Source organism: Agrobacterium sp. 22-209-1 (assembly GCF_053522485.1).
The window spans coordinates 1-19,725 of record NZ_JBNWCH010000013.1 but is presented as its reverse complement, the minus strand read 5'-3'; the positions used below and the strand labels follow the sequence as shown (position 1 = coordinate 19,725).

Annotated in this window: 21 protein-coding genes, 1 tRNA gene and 1 pseudogene; 2 read left to right on the top strand and 21 right to left on the bottom strand. The window is 59.1% G+C overall.

Annotated elements, in window-relative coordinates; genetic code table 11:
• Nucleotides 1-2: 2 nt before the first annotated feature.
• The 5 genes from ACQZ48_RS21320 to ACQZ48_RS21300 form a co-directional block, all read right to left on the bottom strand.
• The gene (locus ACQZ48_RS21320; protein ID WP_137409753.1) at nucleotides 3-476 is read right to left on the bottom strand and encodes a UPF0262 family protein; all 474 of its coding nucleotides are present in this window, start codon (nucleotides 474-476) and stop codon (nucleotides 3-5) included.
• Between the two features lie 3 nt (nucleotides 477-479).
• Nucleotides 480-1,778, bottom strand: a complete 1,299-nt coding sequence (gene hisD, locus ACQZ48_RS21315; protein WP_077985419.1) for a histidinol dehydrogenase — start codon at nucleotides 1,776-1,778, stop codon at nucleotides 480-482.
• 133 nt (nucleotides 1,779-1,911) lie between these two features.
• Entirely contained in the window at nucleotides 1,912-2,352 is a 441-nt protein-coding gene (locus tag ACQZ48_RS21310) for a DUF2948 family protein (protein ID WP_077985420.1), read from the bottom strand.
• Between the two features lie 114 nt (nucleotides 2,353-2,466).
• Nucleotides 2,467-3,759 carry a UDP-N-acetylglucosamine 1-carboxyvinyltransferase gene (murA, locus tag ACQZ48_RS21305; RefSeq protein WP_077985421.1) on the bottom strand — a complete coding sequence of 431 codons (1,293 nt, stop codon included), beginning with the start codon at nucleotides 3,757-3,759 and terminating at the stop codon, nucleotides 2,467-2,469.
• Nucleotides 3,760-3,860: 101 nt separating this feature from the next.
• Nucleotides 3,861-4,127, bottom strand: coding sequence for a hypothetical protein (locus ACQZ48_RS21300; protein ID WP_191217077.1), 267 nt, complete (start codon nucleotides 4,125-4,127; stop codon nucleotides 3,861-3,863).
• A gap of 155 nt (nucleotides 4,128-4,282) precedes the next feature.
• Here ACQZ48_RS21300 and ACQZ48_RS21295 point away from each other — a divergent pair.
• Both ACQZ48_RS21295 and ACQZ48_RS21290 read left to right on the top strand, forming a co-directional pair.
• Nucleotides 4,283-4,357, top strand: a tRNA-Thr gene (locus tag ACQZ48_RS21295).
• Nucleotides 4,358-4,509: 152 nt separating this feature from the next.
• Nucleotides 4,510-4,953: a thermonuclease family protein gene (locus tag ACQZ48_RS21290; RefSeq protein ID WP_448729438.1), complete on the top strand. Its 444-nt coding sequence runs from the start codon at nucleotides 4,510-4,512 to the stop codon at nucleotides 4,951-4,953.
• Nucleotides 4,954-5,106: 153 nt separating this feature from the next.
• On the opposite strand, the gene ACQZ48_RS21285 is transcribed toward ACQZ48_RS21290, so the two are convergent.
• The 16 genes and pseudogenes from ACQZ48_RS21285 to ACQZ48_RS21210 form a co-directional block, all read right to left on the bottom strand.
• The gene (locus tag ACQZ48_RS21285; RefSeq protein ID WP_448729437.1) at nucleotides 5,107-5,721 is read right to left on the bottom strand and encodes a hypothetical protein; all 615 of its coding nucleotides are present in this window, start codon (nucleotides 5,719-5,721) and stop codon (nucleotides 5,107-5,109) included.
• Nucleotides 5,722-5,800: 79 nt separating this feature from the next.
• On the bottom strand, nucleotides 5,801-5,974 hold the full coding sequence (locus tag ACQZ48_RS21280) for a Pam3-gp28 family putative phage holin (RefSeq protein ID WP_206912884.1): 174 nt from the start codon (nucleotides 5,972-5,974) through the stop codon (nucleotides 5,801-5,803).
• Between the two features lies 1 nt (nucleotide 5,975).
• On the bottom strand, nucleotides 5,976-6,302 hold the full coding sequence (locus tag ACQZ48_RS21275; protein WP_448729436.1) for a cell wall anchor protein: 327 nt from the start codon (nucleotides 6,300-6,302) through the stop codon (nucleotides 5,976-5,978).
• 24 nt (nucleotides 6,303-6,326) lie between these two features.
• Complete coding sequence (locus tag ACQZ48_RS21270; RefSeq protein WP_448729435.1) at nucleotides 6,327-7,031, bottom strand: peptidoglycan recognition protein family protein; 705 nt, start codon at nucleotides 7,029-7,031, stop codon at nucleotides 6,327-6,329.
• A gap of 34 nt (nucleotides 7,032-7,065) precedes the next feature.
• Nucleotides 7,066-7,443, bottom strand: coding sequence for a hypothetical protein (locus ACQZ48_RS21265; RefSeq protein WP_448729434.1), 378 nt, complete (start codon nucleotides 7,441-7,443; stop codon nucleotides 7,066-7,068).
• 4 nt (nucleotides 7,444-7,447) lie between these two features.
• The gene (locus tag ACQZ48_RS21260; RefSeq protein WP_448729433.1) at nucleotides 7,448-8,767 is read right to left on the bottom strand and encodes a hypothetical protein; all 1,320 of its coding nucleotides are present in this window, start codon (nucleotides 8,765-8,767) and stop codon (nucleotides 7,448-7,450) included.
• 469 nt (nucleotides 8,768-9,236) lie between these two features.
• The gene (locus ACQZ48_RS21255) at nucleotides 9,237-11,222 is read right to left on the bottom strand and encodes a hypothetical protein (RefSeq protein WP_448729432.1); all 1,986 of its coding nucleotides are present in this window, start codon (nucleotides 11,220-11,222) and stop codon (nucleotides 9,237-9,239) included.
• The gene (locus ACQZ48_RS21250) at nucleotides 11,222-13,402 is read right to left on the bottom strand and encodes a hypothetical protein (protein ID WP_448729431.1); all 2,181 of its coding nucleotides are present in this window, start codon (nucleotides 13,400-13,402) and stop codon (nucleotides 11,222-11,224) included. The genes ACQZ48_RS21255 and ACQZ48_RS21250 overlap by 1 nt, the downstream gene beginning before the upstream one ends.
• Nucleotides 13,402-14,424 (bottom strand): tail fiber domain-containing protein, encoded by a 1,023-nt coding sequence (locus ACQZ48_RS21245; protein WP_448729430.1) that lies wholly within the window; start codon nucleotides 14,422-14,424, stop codon nucleotides 13,402-13,404. Before ACQZ48_RS21245 ends, ACQZ48_RS21250 begins: the two co-directional genes overlap by 1 nt.
• On the bottom strand, nucleotides 14,417-14,875 hold the full coding sequence (locus ACQZ48_RS21240; protein WP_448729429.1) for an N-acetyltransferase: 459 nt from the start codon (nucleotides 14,873-14,875) through the stop codon (nucleotides 14,417-14,419). Before ACQZ48_RS21240 ends, ACQZ48_RS21245 begins: the two co-directional genes overlap by 8 nt.
• Nucleotides 14,872-16,464, bottom strand: coding sequence for a hypothetical protein (locus ACQZ48_RS21235; RefSeq protein WP_448729428.1), 1,593 nt, complete (start codon nucleotides 16,462-16,464; stop codon nucleotides 14,872-14,874). Before ACQZ48_RS21235 ends, ACQZ48_RS21240 begins: the two co-directional genes overlap by 4 nt.
• Complete coding sequence (locus ACQZ48_RS21230; RefSeq protein WP_448729427.1) at nucleotides 16,464-17,066, bottom strand: hypothetical protein; 603 nt, start codon at nucleotides 17,064-17,066, stop codon at nucleotides 16,464-16,466. Before ACQZ48_RS21230 ends, ACQZ48_RS21235 begins: the two co-directional genes overlap by 1 nt.
• 95 nt (nucleotides 17,067-17,161) lie before the next feature.
• A complete protein-coding gene (locus ACQZ48_RS21225; RefSeq protein WP_448729426.1) occupies nucleotides 17,162-17,935 on the bottom strand; it encodes a hypothetical protein in 774 nt (257 codons plus the stop codon).
• Nucleotides 17,936-18,021: 86 nt separating this feature from the next.
• Nucleotides 18,022-18,513 (bottom strand): hypothetical protein, encoded by a 492-nt coding sequence (locus ACQZ48_RS21220; RefSeq protein WP_448729425.1) that lies wholly within the window; start codon nucleotides 18,511-18,513, stop codon nucleotides 18,022-18,024.
• A gap of 12 nt (nucleotides 18,514-18,525) precedes the next feature.
• A complete protein-coding gene (locus ACQZ48_RS21215) occupies nucleotides 18,526-19,494 on the bottom strand; it encodes a phage major capsid protein (RefSeq protein ID WP_448729424.1) in 969 nt (322 codons plus the stop codon).
• 2 nt (nucleotides 19,495-19,496) lie between these two features.
• Nucleotides 19,497-19,725, bottom strand: a pseudogene (locus tag ACQZ48_RS21210) (hypothetical protein); the annotation flags it as partial.

Here is a 19,725-nt window from a genome sequence, read left to right as displayed (position 1 = left end):
CTCTAACCCCGCCAATAAAGCACACAGACAAGGGTGAAGAGGCGGCGCGCCGTGTCGAAATCTATCCTGATCTTGCCGGAAAGCCGGTCCATCAGCGTCTGCGAGCCGTCATTGTGAATGCCGCGCCGGCCCATGTCGATAGCCTCGATCTGGCTCGGCGTAGAGGAGCGGATCGCCTCGTAATAGCTTTCGCAGATCAGGAAATAATCCTTGATGATGCGGCGGAACGGCGTCAGCGACAGAATATGGGTCGCGACATCCTTCTCGTCTTCGGTGCGGATTGAGAAAACCAGCTTGGAATCGACCAGCGATATATGCAGCCGATAGGGGCCGCCATCATGGCCGAAGGGTTCGAAGCTGTTTTCTTCAATCAGATCGAAAATGGCGACGGCGCGTTCATGCTCAACGTCGGGCGTGGACCGGCCGATGCTGTCGTCCAGTACCACGTCGCAGAGCCGGAAATCGCCTGAAGCCATCGCTTAACTTTCCGGATTGAGGCGAATGGAGACCGAACGCGCATGCGCGTCCAGCCCTTCCGAATGGGCAAGGGTGATCGCCGCGGGCGCAAGCTGTCGCAACTGCTCCGGCCCGAGCCGCAGGATCGACGTGCGCTTGACGAAATCCAGCACCGAAAGGCCGGAGGAGAAGCGCGCCGAGCGTGCCGTCGGCAGCACGTGGTTGGAACCGCCGACATAATCGCCGATTACTTCGGGTGTATGACGCCCGACGAAGATTGCTCCCGCATTGCGGATGTTGGCCATCAGCGCATCCGGGTCATCGACGGCAAGTTCCAGATGCTCGGCGGCGATGCGGTTGGCGAGCGGAATGGCGTCGGCGAGATTTTCGACCAGGATGACCGCGCCGAAATCTGCCCAGCTTGCCGCCGCCGTCTCGGAGCGTGACAGGCGCTTCAACTGCCGCTCGACAGCCGCTTCAACGGCCTTGCCGAGTTCGGCGTTGTCGGTGATGAGGATGGACTGCGCGCCGCGATCGTGTTCCGCCTGCGCCAGAAGATCGGCGGCCAGCCAGTCCGGATCATTGTCCTTGTCGGCGATGACAAGCACTTCGGAAGGCCCGGCGATCATGTCGATGCCGACGGTGCCGAACACCTGGCGTTTTGCGGCCGCCACATAGGCATTGCCGGGGCCGACGATCTTGGCGACCGGCGCGATGGTTTGCGTGCCATAGGCAAGTGCGGCCACAGCCTGCGCGCCGCCGATGCGATAGATTTCCTCGACGCCCGCAATACGCGCCGCAGCCAGCACCGCCGGATTGACCGCGCCGCCATTGGCCGGCACGACCATGACGATGCGCTCCACACCGGCAACCTTTGCCGGCACCGCGTTCATCAGGACGGAGCTTGGATAACTGGCGGTACCACCCGGCACATAAAGGCCGACGGCCTCGATGGCGGTCCAGCGCGAGCCGAGGCCTACGCCGATCTCGTCCTCGTAGATGTCATCCTTCGGCATCTGCCGTGCATGGTGTTTTTCGATACGACGGGCGGCAAGTTCAAGCGCCTCGATCACGCTGCTGTCGACGGCGGCAAAGGCCGCGTCGATTTCATCCGCCGTGACACGCATCGAAACCTTAGTGAAATCGATGCCGTCGAATTTCTGGGAATAATGGGCAAGGGCCGCATCGCCGCGATGGCGGACATCGTCGATGATGTCGCGAACGGTTGCGTTGACGTCTTCGGAAACTTCTCTCTTGGTTGTCAGGAAGGTCGCGAATTTCTGTTCGAAATCAGCCGATGCCCGCTCCAGCCAGATTGCCACGCCATTACCCTTTCATAGTCCCCGCGGGTGGACCCGCGAGGTGCACGAACTCACCGCAGAAAAATTGCGGCTCTGGTATGTGGCATAAATCGAAACGGTGACGAAAGGCAACCGTTGCAATGGCGCGGTGTGCTTATTCGCTGTCTGGATGATGCGGTTTGGCAGCCGTTTCCCATGCGCCGCTCACATCGGTCAATTGCGCCTCGATGCATTCGACATCAAGAGCGATGGTGCCGCCGCCGGAAAGCGCCAGTTCCACAAGGCCATCAGGGCCTTCGCCGTTTGGTTTGAAGCGCATCGCAAGAAGCGAAAGCACCTGCTCCCTGTCGGCAAGATTGATTGACTGCGAGCGAACGGCAGAGACGCGTTTCAGGAAAACGACGCTGCGGCAGCGTTCCGGCGGCAGGTTCTTTTGGTCAGTGCTTTCCCAGACGAAACGGTTGGCGGAAAGCGTGAATTGGCCATGCTTCGGCTCGAAGGCGACATCCTTCAGCTTGAAGACACTGTCCTGCATATGCGTCGAAATGACGGAGAGATCTTCAGTATCCAGCGCGAGTAATTTCAGGCCGCTCATCTTTTTCTTCCTTCTTCTGCGGTGCGGACCGCTATTTCCATGACTTACATTGGAAATAGGCAGTCCGGGCCCACTCTGCAACGGGTAGAAAACGGATGAGCGGCGAAGACAGGATCAATCGCTGACGCGTTCGACCAGCGCACCGCAGCGGTTGAGCTTTTCCTCAAGGCGTTCGAAGCCGCGATCCAGGTGGTAGACGCGCGACACCATGGTTTCGCCTTCCGCCACGAGGCCGGCAATGACCAGCGATACGGAAGCGCGCAGGTCGGTCGCCATGACAGGCGCGCCCTTCAGGCGGGAGACGCCTTCGATGCGGGCCATCTGGCCGGAAAGCGAAATCTTCGCACCGAGACGGGCGAGTTCCTGCACATGCATGAAGCGGTTTTCAAAGATGGTTTCGGTGATGTGGGAGACGCCCTGCGAACGGGTCATCAGCGCCATGAACTGTGCCTGCAGGTCGGTGGGGAAGCCGGGGAAAGGTTCGGTGACGATATCGACCGGCTGGATACCGTTGCCGTTGCGCACGACGCGAAGGCCGGTCTCCGTCTCGCTGATCGTGGCGCCTGCAAGCCTGAGCGTGTCGAGCGCGTTGTCCAGCAGCGCTGCGCGCGTGCCTTCCAGCACCACGTCACCGCCGGTCATTGCCACTGCCATGGCATAGGTGCCGGTTTCGATACGATCCGGCAGAACGCGATGGCGCGCGCCGGAGAGAGAGGTAACGCCTTCGATGGTGATGGTGGAGGTGCCGGCGCCTTCGATCTTCGCACCCATGGCGATCAGGCACTGGGCCAGATCGACCACTTCCGGCTCGCGCGCGGCGTTGTGGATGACGGTGGTGCCGCGGGCAAGGCTTGCCGCCATCAGCATCACATGTGTCGCGCCGACGGAAACTTTCGGGAAGGTATAGACAGCGCCGATCAGGCCGCCCTTGGGAGCGGTGGCGTTGATGTAGCCGCCATCGATCTCCATCGTTGCGCCGAGCGCCTGCAGGCCCTCGATGAACAGGTCGACCGGGCGCGTGCCGATGGCGCAGCCGCCGGGCAGCGAAACGCGGGCGCGGCCCTCACGTGCCAGAAGCGGGCCGATGACCCAGAAGCTTGCGCGCATCTTGGACACCAGCTCGTAAGGTGCGGTGGTATCGACAATGGTGCGGCAGGTGAAATGCACAGTGCGGGAATAGGCCTCGCCCTGGCTTTCGCGGCGACCGTTGACTGAAATATCCACGCCGTGATTGCCGAGAATGCGGATGAGCTGCTCCACGTCAGCCAGATGCGGGACGTTTTCGAGCGTCAGCGTATCGCTGGTCAGAAGCGATGCGATCATCAACGGCAAGGCGGCGTTTTTTGCGCCGGAGATGGGGATGACGCCGTTGAGCTTGTTGCCACCCGTAATTCTGATGCGATCCATGCGTCCCTACGGGCCTGTGCCCGCCTTTCTATCGTGCCTTGCGGAAAGGCGTGTCCTTAGACCAGTTTCCGCGGCGTTTCAATTTTATGCTGGTGAATTCTCTATGAGGATGATTCGTCCGTTTTTGCGGCAGGCAGGCCAATCGTCTGGTCTTCTTCGCCTGCGCGGCGCGCACGAACCTGCTGTTTGCGCTTCAAAAGATTTTCACGAAGCTTCTTGGCCGCGCGCGCCTTGCGCTCCGCCTCGCGCTGTCGTGCCTTTTCGCCCGGCCCCGCCTGAAGCTTGCCATCGGTCACCGGGACGGATGCCTCCGCGGAAGCACCGGCGGAAACCGCTGCCTTTGCCTGTTTGTCATGATGTTCGTTCATAGAATGAGCAATATCTGAAAAATGCATTTTTCAACAGGGGGCACGCTTTTTTGCCCCGCTTGATGAAGAATATCGTTTTGCGACTTGCGCTCGTCAAAAACCTATGGCAATAGGCCGCCACGCTTGATGCTGAAGCAAATGCTTCGGCACCGGATGCTGCTATAGCTCAGGGGTAGAGCACTCCCTTGGTAAGGGAGAGGCCGAGAGTTCAAATCTCTCTAGCAGCACCATCAAACAGCCTGCAAAATAAGGCTTTTGGCGAACCTCCCAATATAGGCAAACAAGAACAAACGCGCACCGTTGCGCACAGTTTGGCACAGTGTTTGGCACACATGTGGCACAGCCTGTTCTATAAGTGTTCTGATGTTGCGGGGGAGGGCAAATGCGCCAGATGAAGAGAATCGCGATAATATTGGCGGCGTCGATCGCCAGTTTCATACCGGATTTTTCGGCGGCAGGGCAGGGGGTGTCTTGCGCCTCGCTGATCGTGATCGACGGCGACACGATCAAATGCGACGGCCAGAACATGCGCCTGCTGGGCGGCGGGGTGCCGTTCAAGTCTGGCGTGGATGCTCCCGAAATGGGGAACCGTGCCAAGTGCGATTATGAGAGAGATTTGGCGCTGAAGGCAAAAGCCAGGCTGAAAGAACTGCTGCTGGATGGCGTGCCTCGCATCGAGGACAGCGGCGCACGGGACCGGACGCAAAGCCGCCGGCCGCTCGTGAATATCTATCTCCCCGATGGGCGGGAAGCTGGGCAGGTTCTGATGGCGGAAGGATTGGCGCGAGAATGGCGCCCAAAGCACCGTATCGATTGGTGCAATTGATCTGCATCTCCTTTACGGAGATTCGGAGACAAAACCAAAATGGTTTTGGATTTGATAAGCGAAACGGTTTCGCTTTTGGCACAAGCCAAATCCGCAACCGTTGCGGATTTGAGAACCCGCTGGTAGTACGAGGCTGCCGGCGGGTTTTTACGTTTAGCCGCCGGGTGAGGCCTTCTCCCGCTCCATGCGGTCTACCCGCTGGCGAAGGTCTAGGATCACGTCTCTCGCGCCGTATACGCTCGTCTGAGCCTGTTTCAGCTCGTCAAGCTGGCGCTGTTGGTCCGCATCGGTGTTCGCTTGGCTGGTCCATACTCGTTCAAGCTCGGCGCGGGGGACTTGGGCCTCCCTCACCTCTTTGACGGATGCCTCCATTCGGGCCCGATCTTCTGAACCGCGCGCGGTCCGCCACTCCATTTCCTTCTGCGTCACCATCTTGTCGACAACAGCCGTGATCGCTGATTGTGCCGTTTCCGCATTCTTCGCGACGATGAGATCAAGGCGATCCTGCCCTTTGCTGAGGCTATTGTAAAAGAACGCGCCGCCGGTCGCGAGAACGGTAAAGCACACGCCAGCCGCCGCCCAGATGACCGGCCATTGCGTCTTGCTGGAATTGCGAAGCTCATTTGAAAGCTGAGAAATGCTGGCATTGATGGTCTGGAACCCGGTGTTCATGTTGGACCGGAGATCAACAATGTCTTTGCCCTGGTTCTCAACCCGCTCGGATAATCGGGCATATTGGGCCATCGGATCGAAGCCGTTGCTGCTCATCTCTTGGTTTCCTGCCATTATCCCAGCCTGCATGCGAGTAAAAGAAAGCCCCCGGCCATAGGTCGAGGGCCATAGGTCGTTACTTCACTTCCTTCTTGTTCCATGCGATCCACCAGACGACGGACGCCACAGAGATGAGACCGCCGGTCAGGGTGACGGCCATCTCTTCGGTCAGGACGCCCTTGCTGATAAGGACGCCCGAGCCGAACTGCAGAAGGATGCGCAAAAGCTGCTGCACGGTGTTCCAGTCCATTTTACTTCTCCACTTTCTTGGCTTCGGATACGGCGATGCTGATCGTCAGGTAGGCGCTGGAAGCGGCCACCAGCGTTGATGCGAGCGTTGCCGTGTCTTTGTTCGCGCAAAGCTGCTGGAGGCTCTGGTGGGCCGCCTGAGCTGCAGCTGCGGTCTTCGGCTTGAGCTTGTCGGCAGCGATGAAGGGCTGGAGCACGGCATAGGCGGTTTCGCCAGCCGAGCAAACCTGCGGCAGACTGTTTCGAATGCCGGTGTCGATAGAGCCGGTAGTGGCTGAACAGGAGGCAAGCGAAAGCGCCGCCACTGCGAGAATCGCAATGCGTTTCATTGATCGTTCCTTTAATGAGAGGGTTCAGAGTTTCGCGAGGACTTCCGCGCGCAGTTTATCTCCGCAGGCGCGCGCTCCCTTTATTGATAAATCAAAGGCAAGAACCGTAAAGTCCCATTTCCCCCTCTGAGCTATTCCGAGATTGTGCTCTACCTCGGCGTGTGACAGGACGGTGCGATCCGTGACCTTGATGCCGTACTTGCGGCAGAGATCAGCGACGACGGATGTCAGCTTGTCCCACTGCGCTTTCGTCATCGGATATTTGCCAGGCATGAACGGAGCCTCGACAGAGCCACCCATGCAACACAGGGAAACACCGATCGATCCGGTATTGCAGTTCAAGGTGTGGGTCGCATAACCCTTCTTGGCTGGCGCCTCGTTGAGCTTGATCGATGGAATGCCGCGGACGAGGTTGCCGTCAGCTTCGATCAGGATGTGATAGTGGCCCCGGTCGAACTCGGTTGCCTTGTGCGTGCCGGCCGTCCAGTGGCAGATGATGCGGTCCATCTTGGCTGCTGGCATCCAGTCGGCCGGCACCACTACGTCAGCCTTGCTGGCAACCGGCTGCGCTGGCGTCGGCTTGCTGCCACCTCGCAGCGTCACGAGTTCGTCAAGCGCTCCATTGATTGCAGTCAGCGTCTCACCGCCGGCGTCTCCGTCCGCGCCAAACCGAGGCAGCGGGAAGCCGAGCGAAATCAAGCGCTGCTGTACGTCGCGTACAGTCGCCATGATGTTCTCCTGATTGTGGGTTATGGGTGCCGGGTTACGCTGTGATGGCTTCAGCCCACATGGCGTCAACCTGGGCTTCTGTCAGGCCGAGAGCGGCAGCGATCAGCAACAGTGTCGGGTGATTGCGGTTGAACGTGCTGGCGTCGGCCCATTCGATCTGGGCTTCGGCCTTTGGCAGACCTTCGGGCATTGCACCGATTGCCGCCTCTACTGTTTCCAGAGAAATGCCGTTCCTAACCAGCGTGAGCCGAAGCTGACGTTTCGTGATCGGCGGCAAGACTTCGGGCGGGTTCAGGAAAGCAACGACTTCCGGGTCGTCGTCTTCAAGAAGTTCCTCGGCTATTCCGGTCTGAAATTTGGCATACAAGCCGACGACGACGCCGGCTTCATCACGTTGAACATAAACGCTCATCTTCTTACTGCCCCCTCTGGTCAATCCAGCCCTTGGTTCCAAGGACGTTCAGCGAAACAGAGCCGCTGAAAATGGTGACTGAAAACTGGATTCTTCCGCTGGTGTCGGTGAATATTCCACCGTTGAAAAAGGCGGAGTCCACTTCACCAGCAGCAGTGGTGACCGTTCCCGAAAGGATTGGATCGCCAGCGCTCGCAACACGCGTCTGAACGTTGCCGACCGCGTTTTGCTGTTGTGTCATGGTGATTTTGGGTTCCACGACGATACCGGTCGGAACCGTTAGGGCCAGAAGCGTCAACGACTGAGCCGCCGTGCTGCTTCGATCCGTTTGAGAGCTTGCAAGGTCAAAGTGATCACCGCGCTGTGTGAACGCGAGGATCGTGCCACCAGACCTGATAATCGAGCCAATCCGGCGCTTGCGGTCGTAATTCGCTGGCATCGTGGGTGCCGTAGCGGAGAGCGAAAACAGCGCGTCAACAACACCAGTGTCGGAACGCTGGATGAGGAAGACGTGATACGTGTCATTGGCGATTGCAGCAGCAGTGTCGCGCCCACCGTTGCCTGAACCGACCGCCCATACAGCATCAAGCCTTTTCGTGAGTACAGAAGAAAGCACCATGCACCAAGGCAGAGCGCTGTCATCCGCCGCCTCTCCTGGCGCGATATCAATATCATTGACCGCATCTGTTGCGTTGTTCGAGAGAGTCAATCCGGAAATGTGGCCACGGGAGACGCTGGAGATATTGATATCCCTGTCCGGCGCATTCATCACCCGCACTGTTCCAGTCGTCACCCGCCCAGCGTCAAGGCGGACTATCTTCGTCCGGTCTGCTGGATCAGCAACGCGAAGGGACGTGTCACTAATAACTGTGACGCCATCGAAAAGCGTATCGATACCGTTCTGTTTGCTGTTTCCGCCGGTCCCACCAGCAGTCGGGGGTCTTGGAAAATTCGCATCCTGCACAAGGTCATCCACGACTTGGTTGAACTTCGCGCTTTCGATCGTCGTATTCGGCACGGCTGTGGTGCCGGCTGGCTTCGAATAGACGCCTGAACCGTTACGAGGCATGTGGCCCTCTCCAGAATAGAAAAAGGCCCCCAAAGCGGCGGCCTTAACGATGTTTTGATGTCCGATTCGACACCGGACATGTTTTCTCGGATGATGCCCGAAATGGTCGGGGGACATCATGAAACGAACAATGCTCTTTATCGCACTCGGCGCCTTATCAGCGTGCGCAGCGTCGACCGGCGAGGATATCCCCGGTCCGAGCGGAAAGCCGCTGAAGGAAACAAAGTGCAACGGCTCGCCGTCCGCTTGTCTCAAGTCCGCTGCGGCAGCCTGCAAGGGCCCCTACCAAGTCATAGACAGTTCCAGTAACGCCGGAGGCATCTTTGCGGACGTGTTGCCGGGCCCTGTTACGTGGTATCGAATGAGCTACCAATGCGGCCCATCAGACGGCCGGATGCCGACGTTCGCCTTCCGCGGCCAGAGCTACACCCCGCCACCTGTTATTGTTACGCAGCCTCGCACCGTCACCACAAACTGCTCGAGACTTGGCAACAGCGTCAGCTGCACCAGCTATTGACCTTCCATTGGTGAAAGGTGCATTCTCGGCGCCATGATCCGGATCGTTCAAATCGCCTGCGTTGTTGTGCTCTCCCTCGTGCTTTACGGGGTGAAGACCGCTGTTTTCGGCGCGTCCGATATGTTCGGACCCGGCTTCGGCTGGGGGCTCGGAATCGGTATTTTCCTAGCCATGGGCGTGTATGGCCTCATCTGCTGGATCGACCCTTCATCGCGCCCCCGCGGTTCCTCCCCCGATAAGTAAAGCCCTCGCAACAGGGTCAAGCGCTCGCGGCGCTTCACGCGGCGCACCGCTCATCAAAGCCTGAACAACGGCGTTTCGGTTTGAACCAACAAGCGCCTTCGCCAGATCCTCGCGTGCACGCTCTCCGGACTGAGGTAGTAGGGCTTTAGCGACCTTGCTTGCCTGATCGAACATCACCGATCGAGCAGCACCCCGCACGCCACCTGCCTTGAATGCTTCTGCTGCACCGAAGCCGCCCGTTTCGATAACGCCCAGTTCAGCCTGTGCGGCCTGCCGCGCGGCTGTCTCACTGTTGCGGGTCACCGTGTTGGCGGTGTCGGCAAAGACCCGTTCATTGTCCAGAACCTTGATCAGCCGATCGGCTTTATCCTGGCCGAACAATGTCGCGAGGCGAGAGCGATTCCAGTCGCCTTCACCCTTGATGAGCTTGTTCAGCGCAGAGACATCATTCGCATTGTTGCCGACGATGCGCTCAACTTCCGCCCGGGCGCCTTGCGAAAGACGCAGCGGCACGGCAGATGGTCCGATCTGCATGTTCTGAGGCAAAGCGCCTTCCTGCACCTCTCTAACCAGTTCCGAAGGCCGAGGAGCCTCCCGCCCGCTGGAAAGGACAGTTTGACCACGCTGCAAAGCTTCACGCTGACGGGCGAGCTCAGCGAAATTCGCATCCACTTCCTTGATGCGCGGCACCGATGCGCGAAGGGCGTCATCAAGCATCTGGCGGGTCTCTGACAGTGCACCGATAACCTTGGGGTTCGTCTCGGTCGCCAGCATACCATCGATCGCCTGCCGTGTTTCAAAGGCAATGCGGGGATCGGTCGTCACCTGATTGGTATTGTGGACATTCATCATGTTGCGGACACGCTGAAGCCCGCGCTGCGCATCACCTCGAAGGTTCTGGATGCTTCTATCCAGATCATCGGTGATGGCTGTGAAATCGTAGCGCGTCGGCTGACGGAAGACCTCGCCATACTGCGGCCCCAGCGCCTGCTGGTTCGTCTGTATGGTCGCATTGACCTCAGCCGGCACGATAGAGCGCGGCCCAAGGTTATCGTCAATGGCAGCGCCGATACGGGCATTTGCGCCTGCCTGACGGTCAGCGAGTGCCGTGCGAACGATTTCCTGCCCACGGCCTGGAGACGCGGCCAAGGCACCAGCCTGCTTTTGGAAATTCGGGCCAAGGTCGGCCAGCATGGCATCCGGTCCCATGTCGGCAAGGCGAGCGCTGACTGCTGCAGCGTCGAGGCCATCATCAGCGGCAGCACGGGACAGATGCGATAGCGCTTCCGGCTTCATCCCTGCGGCGCGGGCTGCGCGCCAGTTGCGGCCAGCGTTTATGAGCGACTTTGTACCTTTCCCGATCAGGTTCGCGGCGACGGGGGCGACGAGGCCCATTGCTGCGCCAGCGCCAAAACCTTTTCCGGTCGCTTCCAGATCACCCCCAGACCGAACTGCGGCGTCAGCACCGCCTATCAGACCGCCCGACAGAGTACTTGCGCCAGTCCTGATGAGAGCGGAACCACCACTTGCACCGAAGGCCGCTGGTGCGGCAGCGATCAGCGGGGCGGTACCGGCGACGGCGCCGGCGATGTTCGCCCCGGTGGTGACATAAGGGTGTTCGTCCTGCGCCTGCTGGCTGATGTCCTGGGCGAGTTTCAGGTTCTCGTCGTAGGTTCCACCATTCATCACCGTTGAAGCGATTGCAGCGCCACGTTCGCCAGCACCACGCAGGACAGGGCCAGCTACAGGAACGCCATCCAGCAAACCTGTCAGGCCAGCGCCTACCGCACCGCTCGCGCCTTCCATGCGCTGCTTCTGGTCTTCTGCCGCAAGCAGGGCCTGCCCTTCCTCGAAAGACAGGTGTTTTCCTTCCGGCTTCGGCTTGGCGTATTTCGACCAAGGACCGTCACCGGAAGGCTGCTGCTGATACTTTTCCCAAGGACCGGCCATTATTGAACCTTTTCCCAATTGGATTGCTGCGAAGGATCGCCGCCCTTGAAGCGGTAGCCGTCAACGACCTGCCCCGCAGAGAGTACGCCATCGCCGCCGGCCGGTCGCTTATAAGTCGGTCCAGCATCTCGGATCATGGCGCCAATCACGGTTTCGCGGTTCTTTCGCTTTTGTTCGAGAACTTCCGGCTTATCTCCCGGCTGCGGGAAATACTGCTTGTTGGCGTTGTCGAACTCTTCCGGAGAAATGACAGCGCCAGACTCCCGGCGAAGCTGCGCATTGATAAAATCGCGCCGCGCCTGATCGTATTGCTGAAAGTCTTCGCCCACGAGGTTATTGGCGATGAAACCCGGAACATACGGGCTGTTGGTGAGCGCCTGATCAATCGTGTTGAGCCCTGCGTTACCAAACTTGTCGATCAAGCCGCCCGATTGCGTCATGCGATCAGCAAACCCGCCAGCCTTGCTTTCATCAATCGTCACCTTCGGCTCTGTCAGCGGGATCATCCCTTGACGCTGCGGGGTGACCGGTGGCTTTGGGGCCTGAGGCGGTGCGGGAGGCGTCGGCGTGGCCGGTGCATCAGTCCCGAAAATATCGACGCCACCGGGCGACTGTGGCGGCGCTGGTGGTGTCGGAGCCTGAGGGGTGGACATTGGTGATAGCGTGCCATCTGCCGACTGACCAAAGACACCCTGAGGCGTCATGAAGATGATTTCGCCGTTCGGGCCGGTGATGGTCTTGCCTGCGCCGAGTTGCTGCGCCTGTGCGGGCGTCAGCGTACCGGCGTCCATCAAGCCATTGAGAGCCTGAGCCTCGACAGACTTGCCATCGAACCGGAACTGACCATTTCCAGCAGCAGGAGCGTTGACGCGCTGCGTCTCTCCCGTCTCGGGATTGAACAGCGTCGTATCATCCAGCTTCTGCCATGTCTTCGACGGCTTGCCGCGGAGTGCTTCCAGCTGAGCCCGCTTGTATTCCTGCTCAAGCTGATACGACGGATCACTTTGCTTCTGACGCTGTTCGAGCAACGACTGCGCATAGGCGCGGCTGCCTTCCGACGAATACGGATTATTGATCACCTGCATGATCTGCTGAAGCGACGGACCAGACTGCCCCGGCGCGGCGGGGGCGGCAGGGTAATACTGCGGGGCTTCAGGCTGGCGCGGCGAAGACGAGAGGGCTTGTGCTACCATCTGGTTGCGGGGCGCCACAGCGGCGTTCGTGGTCGAAGCCATCTCACCGACCGGCAAAGCGTCCGACGCGCTGTCTGGGCTCGCCTGTGGCGAAGCGAGGGCTGCAACAACAGGCGAAGGCTGGGCGGCTTGTGGAGCCGGAGCCATGAGGGCGTTTGTTACGGCACCACGGCTGTTCGGGGCCGATACCATCGGGTCACGATATCCATCGGACTGAGGCGCAACAGCCTCGATCGCATCAGCAGCCGACATGCCGGCAGACGGATCAAGGCTTGCCACCTGTGTGCCGCCCCCAGCAGCTTTCATGAAGCGCTTCCCATACTCACCGATGCTTGTGCCAAGCGAATCCTTGCGGTCAGTTTTGCCTACACCACCTGGACCGCCTAGCCATGCCTGCGCCGCACCTTCTGGGCCGTATTTCTGAACGTAGGAGCCAAACTTGCTGTCAAATATGGCGTCCTGCAATTTGGGGTTAGCCATGAACTCTTCGGGCGTCACTGCACGGCCGAGCGCTTCCTGAGACCACGGGCCGATATTGGCTTCCATGATCTGGTAACGACCGAGCGCGCGCCCCATCTTTGGATGTGTTGGACCAACGGCGTTATAATCTCCGCTGCCCGCGCTTTCGATAGACGCGATGGCATCGCGATAATTGCCAGAGCCCCCCGGAGACGTGGCGGAGACCTCCCCCGCTGCATCAGTCATGGGAATGCTGCTTGACGCTGGTGCGGTCGTGGTGGCCGGAGAGCCAAAGCCGGACATGAGCGCAGCCGCATCATCTGCAGCCGACTTCTTGCCCGCTGCCTCGCCTGCATCAACCTTGCCCATCAAGGCGCGATAGATCAGCGCATTACCGATGGCGTTCAGCCCCTCACCTACATTCCGCGGCGCTGAAGACGTTTTGACGGCGAGCGCTTCCGCAATGGAGCGCTTCCGCTTGAGGCTTTCGGGGGTCTCGCCAGTGTTCCCGCCAAAGATAAAGGCCATTACGCTGCCATCCTTTCCCCGAGTTCAAAAAGCTTGCCGTAGTCGACATGCTTGACGCCGCCGATTTCCTTGATTGCATCGGGGCGCTTCTTTTCGGCCTCTTGCGCCATGACGCCAACGTGTCGGCGGCCGTCGTCTCGGGCTCCCTTGTACTGGTATTCATAGAGGTTGTGGCCCATGAGCCTTCCGACCTTCTTCACGTCCTTCTTGACGCGCCGATCCGAAGCCATGATGGCAGCAGACCCTAGTCCGAAGAGACCGCCCATAATGCCCTGACGCTGGGCCATCTGAGCCTGATACTGCCCAAGCTGGGCCTGATAGTTCCGATCCACCAGGCCCGCATAATCCACAGTCGGCAGGTTCGGCTGATTGGTACCTGCGGCGAACTGCGGCATTTGCACCTGAGAGCCGGACATCAGCGCGCCAATCTCGTTCAGCGGCTGGTTTCGCTCCGTCAAAGCCTCCTGCACCGCCTGCTGACGGCCATTCAGCAACAACGAGGTATAGGCGTCATTGTTCGCCTGCGCTTGCGTCGTGAGTTCGCGCGCATATCCGTCACTACCTGCTTTGAAGCCCTGATTTGCAAGGCGCGTGCGCAAATCCTCGTCACGCTGGGCGATGATCGGATCAAGACGTTTCCGGCCAAGTTCCATCAGGCGCGCTTCCGTCGCCTCGTTATTGAGGTTGACCGGCTTATTCAGGTAGTCGCGGAGGAAGTTCGTCTGCTCGCTGGCAATAGTGCCAAGGTTCAGACTGGCCTTGTCATTTTGCGCTTTGATCGCCTGTTGCTGCGGACTGAGCGAGGTAGTCTGCTCATACTGCGGAATCCAGTATGTCGCGCCGCTCGTCGGGTCGGTGAACGACTGTCCGCCGTTGGTGCGATAGGTCACGCTCCCATCGGGGCCATACTGGTTGACGTTGCCAAGCTGGGCGTTTGCAAGCGCCGTCGTGACGTTCGTCCCCGTCTGGGCGGCCGCTGTCGCCTTCGGATCTGGCGCGGCTGGTGCCTTCGGCTTACCCATTGGCTAATTCCTTCCTGTTGAACTTGGAGGCCCGCCATGCGTCATCCGTGAGAATGAACACATGTTCGTCCCTGTCCCGGCCGCGAAGTCTCGGGATCACGTAAAGATCAAATCCATATGCCTTCAGCATTCGATGAAGCGCCTCATCTTCCGGCGCCACGCGCATCACGAGGCATTGAATGCCCCACTCCTTGAACGGAATTCCGAACATCGCGGCCAGCGTTTTACGCGTCAGCCATTTGCTTGAGGTGGCCGCCCCCGATATCTCGATGACACCGGCCTCTGGCTCGTAGTTGTGCCAGACCATTCCGCCGATGAGCTTGTCATCCTCGCAAATAGCCATAGCCTGGCAATTGCCGAAGTCCCGACCTTTGCCCGGCCAAATCAGATCAGCAATCCAGCGCGAGAAGGCGCTGATTTCGTTCTTCCCAACGATGCCCCAGGTTATCAATTCATCACCGATCCGCGTTCGTAGAGAAGTTCGAACGCTACAAGTTCGGTACGCGGCAATGGCGTAACACCGCACGTCACCTGAATTTGCGCCGACGCAACAAAGCCGGAAGCGCCGATAGACACCCATTTGGTGCTGACCAGCGCCGCCGAAGCACTATCCCACTTTGCAACGTCCCAAAGACCGCTATCCCACTCATCGGCGGCAAAGTTGGCAACGGACGCGGGAGGCGTCGGAAGCTTGATCTCATAATTCACCGAAGCGGAAATCTTCGGGACGAACGGCACGTTGGAAAGGAATGTCGCGCGCGCCGAATGGACAATCTTGAACACACCCGGCGAACGGAGATGATCGGGCAAGCCAACATAGGTGCAGACATAAGGCAGCCCGTCATCCGAACCGCCAACATCCATTTGATGAATTGTCCCGTCATTGGTGCCGAAGAAACCGAAGATGCCATAACGGCAAAGAGAGCGGGTTTCCCACCCGGTGAATTTCGTCCATGCCCCGGTTTCCAGATTGGCAACGAAACAATAGGGCTGGACACCATCATCAACGACCGGAAGGGAAACGACCATCATGTTGTTTGTCGGCCATTTCATAATCTCCCATGGCATCGTGCGACGGGCGATGACCTCTTTCTTCCATTCCGGCTCAATTGCTGCTGTGACCGATGCCAGCGACAAAGCCGCTTCGTCCTTGTTGACCGCCTGCGAAATCGGAACAATGCCGTCTTCCACGCCGAGCAGCAGATCACCACCGGCCTGCATCTGGCAGTTCATGCCCATGGGCGGGGTTACCTTGTAAATGCCGACTTTCTGCCAGTCTGACGCGCTTTCCGGGTTGGTGCCTTGGAAGACTGCCACTTCTCCCTGCGTCGAAACAACGACCCACTTGTCATCCAGGCCATCGCCAGAATCCATCGACCACTTGCCGCCCATCAGGAGAGAGCCTCCCTCCTGAAACACCCCCGCAAGGCTGAACACCTTCGCCAATCCGCCAATGCTGTCTACGGGCAGATACCAGACGTTCATCGTGTTCTTTTCGATGAAGAACAGGCGGCTGGCGAACGACCAGACGAAAGAGAGCGCCGAAGTAGCAACCCCCGTAAAAGCAGGCGTCGACGTTGTATTGATCGGGGTGAAGGTCGATCCGTCGTAAAGCAGCGCATCGTCAGCGCCATTGACTGCATAGAGGTAATCACCGCCGGCAGTGCCAAACTGTGCCGTAGAGTAATATCCGGCCGACTGGCCCGTTACTTCGGCCGTTGGGATAACATCTGCGTCGACAACGCTGGTGATGTCGAAAATGTTGGCCTGATCTGAGGCGAAGAACTGTTCGGCCGTGCCGCTCTTGTAGGTCCACATCCGCAGGACCGGACCGGTCGAAATCGTGGCATACTTGCGGGATCCGCCACGAAGCCGCGCGCTGGTCTTCGTCGGAAACCAGTTCTCAAGCAGCCGCGCGCCGCCTGGCTTGGCGTTGGCCAAAGCCTCGTTTGCGATCCATCCCCGGACGGGCGGCTGAACGAGGTAGGACGACGACACCGCGCGCTGCCGAACCTTCTTTTGCTTGGCTGCAAAGACCATCAGGGATTGACCTTGAACGGAAAAGCGAACTTGGCGTCATCGAACCGGCGCGTGTTGCCGCTGATCACGGGCTTGGAGCCCTTGTCATTGTTCATCGCCGTGTAAAGCGCCTTGTTGAAATTGTTCTCGTCATCATCGGAAGCGACACCCTTCTGAGAGCGATACGCCCAGATTATGCCAAGCTCCAGCGCATGCTCTGAAAGCCTGAAGGTGTCATTATCGGCAACAAAACCTGTCTGATTGTCGCCGGCCTCAGGTTTGACGATCAGGTTCGAAATGTATGGATACCGAATGGTTTCCGTGACATCCATAACCGGCAGGATGTGCATCTCGTCGCCGTAGATGATCCATTGGCCGGTAACGGGCTGGATCGGCACCGAAATAAGCTCCAACCAGTCATCGATGCTGCCAACTTTCTCGATCTCCCACGACCAGCGGCTTGACCATATCCGGCCCTTCGTCGGCATGCGCTGATAATCCGATGGCAAGGCGAAGGCTTCCGCCGTGCCGTCACCAGTGAAGGTGTAGACCTTCGTGAGAGCCTGCCAGTCGAATTCAGCATCGCGTATCTGGATGGCCACCTCATTTGCAAGGCGCACCATTTCGAGCATCTCCCGGTCCTGAGAGGACATAACCACATCAGGCCGCGTAAGGCCGACCGCGAGACACACGTTCTGAACGACTGACAGGATCGTCATTAGGCGGCCTCTTCGTCCAGCAGGGCGCGCAGCGTGGCCTCGCCGGCGTTGTGGTGGTACTTGATGCCCTTGGCGTCCAGTTGCGCCTTAAGCTGATCCTTGACCGATTCCGAAGCCCCCGGCTTGGTCTTCTCTTCCAGAAGCGCCATAGCCGCGGCAAGGCGTTCTTCCAGATCCTCCTGATTGGCGCGGAGAGCGGCGATTTCTTCGGCACGCTCGGCTTCACGCTCTGCGGCTTCTGCGCCCTTCATGTTTTCGAGGAAGGCTGCCGCCTGAGTTTTGAGGGCCCGCATGTTGGGAAGACGGATGCGCTCAAGCTGGGCTTCCATCAGGTCGCGCACCTCTTCGACCGTCCGGATGCTGTATTTCTTGAGTTCGTCAGCCATCGCCGTCGAAACACCCGGCCAGATTGCCAGCGGCGTGCCGTTGGTCGGCAGTTCGTGACCTTTCAGCCATGCCTCATAGGCCGGCTCGATCGCCGCCCAGCGCGCCAGCATGAACTTGGTCTTTTCGCCATTTTCGCCGTCAAGAATTTCTTCTGTCGGCTTCAGGTGGCGGATGCGTTCGGAGGTGCTGGTTCCGGTCGGAGAATGAAGGGGCGCATAAGTGGCCCAATCGACCTGGACGTTCTCAAGGACGCGTTTGCCCTTTTCGTCCAGTTTGAAGCCGTGGGCATCTACCTCATCATTGAGCGGGTCGCCTTTAACGGGCAGGCGCTCGAATGTCTGATGAAATCCGAGAACCACGACAAGCGGCTTATTGCTTTCAGCCATGTTGAAATCTCACTATTTTGGAAGGTGGAAAAGGAAAGGCGGCCCGAAAGCCGCCCTCTGTATCGATCAGTACCCGTCTGTAGCTGTCAGCGCGGGCAGTTCAGCATGACAATCTTTGCCGAAGCATCGATCGCCACAGCGCCGCCCGAGTCCGTCACAGCACCGGCAACCTTCAGGGTGCCGTCCGTGGTGGTCGAGAGCGTCAGGGCGTTGCCGTCAGCACCAGAGACAAGCGCCGGGGTCAGGGTGACGGGGCCGCCAACCTGAATCCAGCAATAGTCACCGGAGGCCGGAGCCGCGCAGAGAACGCCCGCGAGGTTTGCCGCCGTGTCCGACACGTCAGAGGTGACATCGTTCGTCACGCCCGTGGAGACGCCGCCGGGAGCGTAAAAGCCCACAGCATTGCCTGCCACAGCCGCAATCGAACCCGCACCGCCGAGATACCGCACGAAGCGGTAAGTCTTGTTGTCGTGCGAGACGTACAGATCACCCACGCCGGGTGCCTTGCCGGATTCGATCCCGGTAAGGTCTGCGGCGGTATAGGTCTGAGAGAGGTTTGCGCCTACAAAAGCCGTCATGTTCAGCCCTCCTTAAGCCGCATCGAGCAGGACGCCCTGCAACGAACGGTTCGAGCAAACCATGTTGCCCATCCAGTAGTAGGGGATGACGACCGCATCCTGGTTGACCGGCTTCTTCTCGTCGTCCTGCGACCACTGAGCCTCTTGGTGCTGAGCGATGTACAGGTAATCGGTGTTCAAGAAGTAGCCCTTCTCGGCCGTCGTGGTGAAGTTGGCATTGTCATCGAAGATGACCTGTGCCGACTTGTATTTGAGGTTGGCAAAGCCGGAGTTTGCCATGTCCTCGTCCATGTAGCGCTGAAGCTGCTGCTCGCCGCTCTCATACACGCTGTAGAAGTCGTGGCTGAGAACGATCAGATCCGGCTTGTCAGCGCCGCGGTTGAGGCGAAGCCACAGCTTGTTGAACTCGCCCTTGAGCGTGTCCTTCGTGTAGGCATTCGAGCCGGCGATTTCGAGGAACTTGTTCTGCCAGAACGTCCACGTTGCCGAGTTGATGCCGCCGACCGTGCCTTGGCCGTTGGACTGGATGATCTGCGCCAGGCCGCCGATCTGGTTTGCCAGCGAGCCGTCAGAATAGGCGTCAACGCTGAAGTTGTTGGCGGCGGTCTTGAGAACGTTCGCCTTCTTTGTCTTCACCAGGTTGATCATCTGCGAGCGACCGGAGTTCTTGCGAAGCTCGGCGCCGGATGCAACGACGTGAAGCGCTACCTGCGCCCAGTCATATTTCGCGGAAGTCACGATGTCCGACTGGTTGACGTTCAGCGTGTCGAACCCGGCATAACGCTGATACGTGCTGTTCTCGGCGTATTCGAGCGGGATCTGAATTTCAGTGCCGCCGTCGAGATTGATAATGCGCTTCTTCTTCTTGAGAACGTTCAGAAGGGCGTTGTGCTTGGAAACGTTGTCGGCCACTTCCTTGGCGCTGTTGCGCAGAGTGGTGGAAACCATTTCCGTGAAGATAGTAGACGGGCCAGCTGCCATCGTCAGTTTCCTTTGTGCTTATCGTACACGGCCGCCAGTTCTTCCTCTTCGGTAAGATCCCTGCCGCGACCGGACGATGTTGAACGGAGGTTTGTTGCGTTTGCCCTTTTCGCCGCCGCGACTTTTGCCGGGTTGAACCGCACCGGATTTACCGGAGACCCCAACTCGTGAGAAGTAGGGTCTATGACAAGCAAGACGACGAACAAATTCTCCCCTGAAGTCCGCGCCCGT

Bases quoted from the DNA above. Each gene is read 5' to 3' on its own strand.
- ACQZ48_RS21320 (WP_137409753.1), bottom strand. From the start codon at position 476: ATGGCTTCAGGCGATTTCCGGCTCTGCGACGTGGTACTGGACGACAGC.
- ACQZ48_RS21310 (WP_077985420.1), bottom strand. From the start codon at position 2,352: ATGAGCGGCCTGAAATTACTCGCGCTGGATACTGAAGATCTCTCCGTC.
- murA (WP_077985421.1), bottom strand. From the start codon at position 3,759: ATGGATCGCATCAGAATTACGGGTGGCAACAAGCTCAACGGCGTCATC.
- ACQZ48_RS21300 (WP_191217077.1), bottom strand. From the start codon at position 4,127: ATGAACGAACATCATGACAAACAGGCAAAGGCAGCGGTTTCCGCCGGT.
- ACQZ48_RS21290 (WP_448729438.1), top strand. From the start codon at position 4,510: ATGCGCCAGATGAAGAGAATCGCGATAATATTGGCGGCGTCGATCGCC.
- ACQZ48_RS21285 (WP_448729437.1), bottom strand. From the start codon at position 5,721: ATGAGCAGCAACGGCTTCGATCCGATGGCCCAATATGCCCGATTATCC.
- ACQZ48_RS21280 (WP_206912884.1), bottom strand. From the start codon at position 5,974: ATGGACTGGAACACCGTGCAGCAGCTTTTGCGCATCCTTCTGCAGTTC.
- ACQZ48_RS21275 (WP_448729436.1), bottom strand. From the start codon at position 6,302: ATGAAACGCATTGCGATTCTCGCAGTGGCGGCGCTTTCGCTTGCCTCC.
- ACQZ48_RS21270 (WP_448729435.1), bottom strand. From the start codon at position 7,031: ATGGCGACTGTACGCGACGTACAGCAGCGCTTGATTTCGCTCGGCTTC.
- ACQZ48_RS21265 (WP_448729434.1), bottom strand. From the start codon at position 7,443: ATGAGCGTTTATGTTCAACGTGATGAAGCCGGCGTCGTCGTCGGCTTG.
- ACQZ48_RS21255 (WP_448729432.1), bottom strand. From the start codon at position 11,222: ATGGCCGGTCCTTGGGAAAAGTATCAGCAGCAGCCTTCCGGTGACGGT.
- ACQZ48_RS21250 (WP_448729431.1), bottom strand. From the start codon at position 13,402: ATGGCCTTTATCTTTGGCGGGAACACTGGCGAGACCCCCGAAAGCCTC.
- ACQZ48_RS21245 (WP_448729430.1), bottom strand. From the start codon at position 14,424: ATGGGTAAGCCGAAGGCACCAGCCGCGCCAGATCCGAAGGCGACAGCG.
- ACQZ48_RS21235 (WP_448729428.1), bottom strand. From the start codon at position 16,464: ATGGTCTTTGCAGCCAAGCAAAAGAAGGTTCGGCAGCGCGCGGTGTCG.
- ACQZ48_RS21230 (WP_448729427.1), bottom strand. From the start codon at position 17,066: ATGGTGCGCCTTGCAAATGAGGTGGCCATCCAGATACGCGATGCTGAA.
- ACQZ48_RS21225 (WP_448729426.1), bottom strand. From the start codon at position 17,935: ATGGCTGAAAGCAATAAGCCGCTTGTCGTGGTTCTCGGATTTCATCAG.
- ACQZ48_RS21220 (WP_448729425.1), bottom strand. From the start codon at position 18,513: ATGACGGCTTTTGTAGGCGCAAACCTCTCTCAGACCTATACCGCCGCA.
- ACQZ48_RS21215 (WP_448729424.1), bottom strand. From the start codon at position 19,494: ATGGCAGCTGGCCCGTCTACTATCTTCACGGAAATGGTTTCCACCACT.